General features: G+C 31.4%; 5 protein-coding genes. 1 reads left to right on the plus strand and 4 read right to left on the minus strand.

What is annotated here, in order from left to right; genetic code table 11:
* Nucleotides 1-270: 270 nt before the first annotated feature.
* A complete protein-coding gene (locus tag A2255_10390; GenBank protein OGI22967.1) occupies nt 271-909 on the plus strand; it encodes a hypothetical protein in 639 nt (212 codons plus the stop codon).
* Here A2255_10390 and A2255_10395 read toward each other — a convergent pair.
* From A2255_10395 to A2255_10410, 4 genes are all read right to left on the minus strand, one after another.
* Complete coding sequence (locus A2255_10395; protein ID OGI22968.1) at nt 902-1,600, minus strand: hypothetical protein; 699 nt, start codon at nt 1,598-1,600, stop codon at nt 902-904. The genes A2255_10390 and A2255_10395 overlap by 8 nt on opposite strands.
* A gap of 604 nt (nt 1,601-2,204) precedes the next feature.
* The gene (locus tag A2255_10400) at nt 2,205-3,500 is read right to left on the minus strand and encodes a hypothetical protein (protein OGI22969.1); all 1,296 of its coding nucleotides are present in this window, start codon (nt 3,498-3,500) and stop codon (nt 2,205-2,207) included.
* 409 nt (nt 3,501-3,909) lie between these two features.
* Nucleotides 3,910-4,488, minus strand: coding sequence for a YihA family ribosome biogenesis GTP-binding protein (engB, locus tag A2255_10405; GenBank protein ID OGI22970.1), 579 nt, complete (start codon nt 4,486-4,488; stop codon nt 3,910-3,912).
* Nucleotides 4,457-4,732: a hypothetical protein gene (locus tag A2255_10410; GenBank protein OGI22971.1), complete on the minus strand. Its 276-nt coding sequence runs from the start codon at nt 4,730-4,732 to the stop codon at nt 4,457-4,459. Before A2255_10410 ends, engB begins: the two co-directional genes overlap by 32 nt.
* Between the last annotated feature and the right edge of the window lie 84 nt (nt 4,733-4,816).

Raw genomic sequence — 4,816 nt, forward strand, 5'->3', positions numbered from 1 at the left:
CTTCTAATTCATCAATAATGGGGTTCATAACCATTTTTCCTTTATATATTACATTACATATTAATTTAACTCTAGTAGCAATAAATAATAACATGCTCAATATTAAAAATCATGTATAGTTGATAATATTTAAAAAGAATCATTTATTCAAGTACTATTAAAGTTATATCGCAGAAAATATATATAAGTTTACCAGAAAAAGCTTTTTAAAATGCCGCAAATATCTTAAAATAAGTAGGAATAGTTAGAAATCAGGCGAGTATAGATAATATGAAAAGAAGAATTTTAATTGTTATTTTTCTAATATCTCTGCAAACTTTTCTTAATATTCAGGTACAAGCTACAGAAAAAGCTGATAATCTATTCAAACCTCAAATAAGTAATACTCAAATACTAAAAGAGCAGGCAATAATCTCTTATAAAAAAGGAAACTACAAAGAAGCCATAAATTATCTTGCAGTCGTTACCTGTTCCAGTATTGATGACGAAAGCTTCATTCTAATTGCCAATTCTTATGATAAATTAGGCAATTTTAAGAAAGCATCAGATTATTTAGAAAAAGCAATTGAAGTAAACCCTAAAAATTCTTACGCATACTACAATCTAGCTATTTTAAACTTTAATAATGGTAATATTCACATAGCTTTGAATAATTTCGAAAGAGCTATTAAAAACAACAAAAATTTCAGCGCTGCACATTACAATACTGGCATTTGCTATTACAAAGTTGGAAACTACAAAAAAGCTCTAAAGTATTTTCACAAAGCGCATAAATTAAGCCCTAATAACCCGAATGTCTCTTATAACCTAGCTCTAACCTATGAAACATTAAATAATAATAAAAAAGCTCAAAAATATTACAATTTACACAATTTTTTATCTGAATCGAATAAGAAAAACACTAATTAAATGAGTTAAAAGCGTTTTCAAGAGTACTTAGAGAGTATTTATCAGCGAGAATCCAGCTTTTTATATCATCTTGACTTACATCTAAAACAGGAGCTATTTTTGAGATTACCAGAGGGGACATAGGTTCTTTACCGATAATCATTTCATTTAATTTACCCTGACTATAATTAATCTGCTTACTTAATGCTGTTCTAGAAATGCCTTTTTCTTGAAGGAGCAAGTCTATTTTAGTTGTAAGGATTAGTCTTTTGTCATCCTGAGCGAAGGATCTCTTTTTAGATTCAATATCATTGTTTTTATTTGAACTATTATTAGATTGCCACGCCTCCTGCGGAGGCTCGCAATGACAATGCGTGACATCCTGAGCATTCTCGAAGGATCTCTGGGATTCTTCACTGCGTTCAGAATGACAATGCGTGTTATCCTGAAAAAGGAGCTCTTTTTTAGCTTTTATTGCAAGTTCTATTATTTCTTTTGAATATTTATCAGCTAAAATCCATCCCTGTATTTCTTCTTTTGAAACTTCAAGAATCGGCGCTATTTTTTCCATTACTTGCTCAGAAAAGGAACTTTCCCCATTGATCATATGGCCTAAAGCCCCACGATTATAATCTATTAATTTTGCAAGTTGATATTGAGATATATCTTTCTCTTCAAGTATCTTCTTTATTTTATCAGTAACTATAGGCATTTTAGTCTTTCTAAAAAAATATCGAGCGTCGTAAGAAATAGTGTTGACATATTTTTTATGATGATGTATAGTTAAGATGTTAAAAAAGGGAATTCACCAATAATTGTGGATGTCATTGCGAGCCATGAATCGTGACTTTAAGAAATAATCATACTTGCGTGGCAATCTCATAAACTTATCTACGTAGCAACTTAAATGAGACAGATAATATCCCTAATGGTTGTATAGTTTTCTATTCTAATTTATCACAAACAAGTATTCCTCTCTTAGAGGACTGTTTTAAGGAGGAAAGAAAAAATACTTACTGATGTCATGCCGGACGTGTTCCGGCATCTATATGGTTAATGCTTTAAGCTTTTATTTGCATGCAGGATAGATCCCGAAATAAATTCGGGATGACATTCCACTGTTTTATAATTTTATGTAAAAACTTTTTCTTGATTACTTACAATGCCAGGAGTTATTTATGAAAGAAATATTTAACTGTGCTTTTATTTACTGCACTTTATGTGATCAATATAGCATCTTCTGTAAAGATTACATTAAATCAAAAGGCATGATTATGTGTAATTGCGGCAATGTTGTCGGGCATTACGGCAAAGTCCTAAAAGATCCTAAAAATTGAGTGTTTTTTATTTGACTCATCTATTATTCTATGTGCTTCAAGTTGTTTTTCTTCAGGCAAATGACAAATTTGCTTTGGTAAGGCATCTCTCACACTTTTATCAGGATCATTAGTCATCATTTTAAATGCTCTGAACTTATATTCTGTAGGCAAATTTTGTATATACCATACTAAACTACTTCTTACATCTTTGTCAGGATCTTTGGACAGTTCTTTAAATGCCTTGAATTTATATTGTTCAGGTAAATTACGAATTTGCGGCATCATGATAATCTTTGTACCCTTATCAATATTAGGATTTTTGACTTTTTCTATAAAATTCTCAATAGCTCTTTTTTCATCCAGTTTTTTTTCTCTGTTTAGATGAAACTTTCTATCCTTATTATCTGCCAAATTGCGATTTAAGACTTTAATACCGCCATAATCGAATATGATTCCTCCAATAGAAACATTTGCATCATGAAGATCATTACCTGCATCAAGACCAATATCATCTAATGGGCTTATTCTTGGTGGAATATCATTTTTATCTATGTATTTTTCTGCATCAGGGCCTGATTTAACATTTCCAAGTAAGACATTGTCTTTATCTATATACTTTTCTATCATATAGCCTGATTTAACATTTCCAAAATAATAAGGGGCGTATTGATTCTTACCATGAGTATTTCTCTTGATAAATAATGCCTTGTTATTTTCTAAAGGATTGCCATGACCGTATTTCACTAATCCTAGATTTGAGTCGATATCATGGTATACTTTGAACACATATTTATCATCATTTACATTAAACTTAAAGGCATAACCAAGCTTGCCTGCACCAAGTTTCTCTATTTTAATATCTTCTTCAATCTTTATACCTGCGTTTTTAAAGGTATTTATAAGTATATTTGAAGCTTTTTGTAGACTTTCTTCTGAAGGCCTGATTTTTAAGACCTGTTGATCACTCCACTGATCACGCTCTCTAGGCCGTCCGCTTCTGAAGATTTCTGTGATTTCATCAAAAGCTTTATATAATTTTTTTATTTCCTCTTCTCGCTTGTCTTTAGGGATTTCTTTGATCCAGTCAGCAGGAAGATTGCCTGTAACACCAAGGGAGTTTGGATAGGATTCACGTAATTTTACAATGGTTTCCTGCTTATTAAATGCTTTAGATTCCATACTTGAGCTTAAGCCAGTGAAATTTGTGCTGGGTTGCGAACTATTCTGATCTAAAACTGTTTTTTTAATTAAGTTTTTATTAAAAATAACAGGTGAGCTTAAAATTCTGTCCATAATAATCCTTCAGTAAACAGATTTAATTCTATTAATGAAATGATCATGAACTTTTAAAGTTGCCATTTGAGTAATGCAAAAGGTTTATTATTTTTATGAAAATTCTTTACTGGTTTATACTTTAGAGATTTGAAAATTTAATTAATAAATTTTAATAAAGGGTAATGGTTAGAATATGAGAGTGTAGCCATCGCGAGGTGACACAGTCACTTTTTTATGTCATCAATCCTCCTAATGATACGTAATGTCATCGCGAGGTTTCTTCTAGAAACCGTGGCGATCTTTCCAATGAGGTTTATTGCTTATAATTGTTATTTGGAGAGATTCCCACGGGATTTTCAATCCCTCGGAATGACAGTTTTACCTGTTACTTATTTTTCAGTACTAAATAAAGCTAATTTAAGGTAATTTAGGATTCTTTGATCAAACTCTCTATACGCTTCAAAGCTTGATCTTTGCCTTGCCCTGTTTTGGCGGAGAATTGAAAGACTTCGGTATCGAGGGTTTTTGAAATTTCGTCAGTCGATTTGTTAACTTGATTTTTGGATAAGGCATCAATTTTTGTAGCAACGGTTATTACAGGAATATTATAATGATCTAGCCAGTCGCGCATTTGGATATCGTTGTTTTGCACAGAATGTCTAGCATCTATTAACTGAATAACAGCGACTAGCGCTTCTCTGTTAAGTAAATAGTCTTCAAGATTTTTGCGCCATTTTTCCTGCTCGGTTTTGGATATTTTTGCATAACCATATCCCGGCAGGTCAGTAATGATTAAATCATTATTAATCTTATAAAAGTTGATTAATCTCGTTTTCCCTGGTGTATTACTTGTTCTGGCGAGATTCTTTCTGTTGGTAATCGCATTAATAAAAGATGATTTGCCGACATTTGAACGACCGATCATTGCTATTTCTGGTAAATTGAATTCTGGACAGTTTTTTAGACAGTCTGAACTAGTTATGAATTCCGCATTTGTTATTTTCATTTTCTACTTTTTGCTGCTTTCTTTGCCACGTATTATTTAACAGGTTATAGAGCTTTTTATTATTCAATATTGAAAGCTGTATAGAATTATCGCTGCTTATATCTGTAGTTACAGAATGGCTTTTGCCCATAAAATTATCGGCTTCTATAAGTACAAACTTGATAAGTCTTTCTTTAATAATGTTCATTGCTTCGGAGTTGAACATATCGAAGGTTTTAAATATATTATATTTCTTTTTTTTCAATGTTTTAACTCCAAAAATATATCCCCTGAGTCTTAGTTGATTTTAGCAAACTAAGTTTAAAAATAAAATATCAAGTTGGTGATT

Source organism: Candidatus Melainabacteria bacterium RIFOXYA2_FULL_32_9 (genome assembly GCA_001784615.1).
Lineage (GTDB): Bacteria > Cyanobacteriota > Vampirovibrionia > Gastranaerophilales > UBA9579 > UBA9579.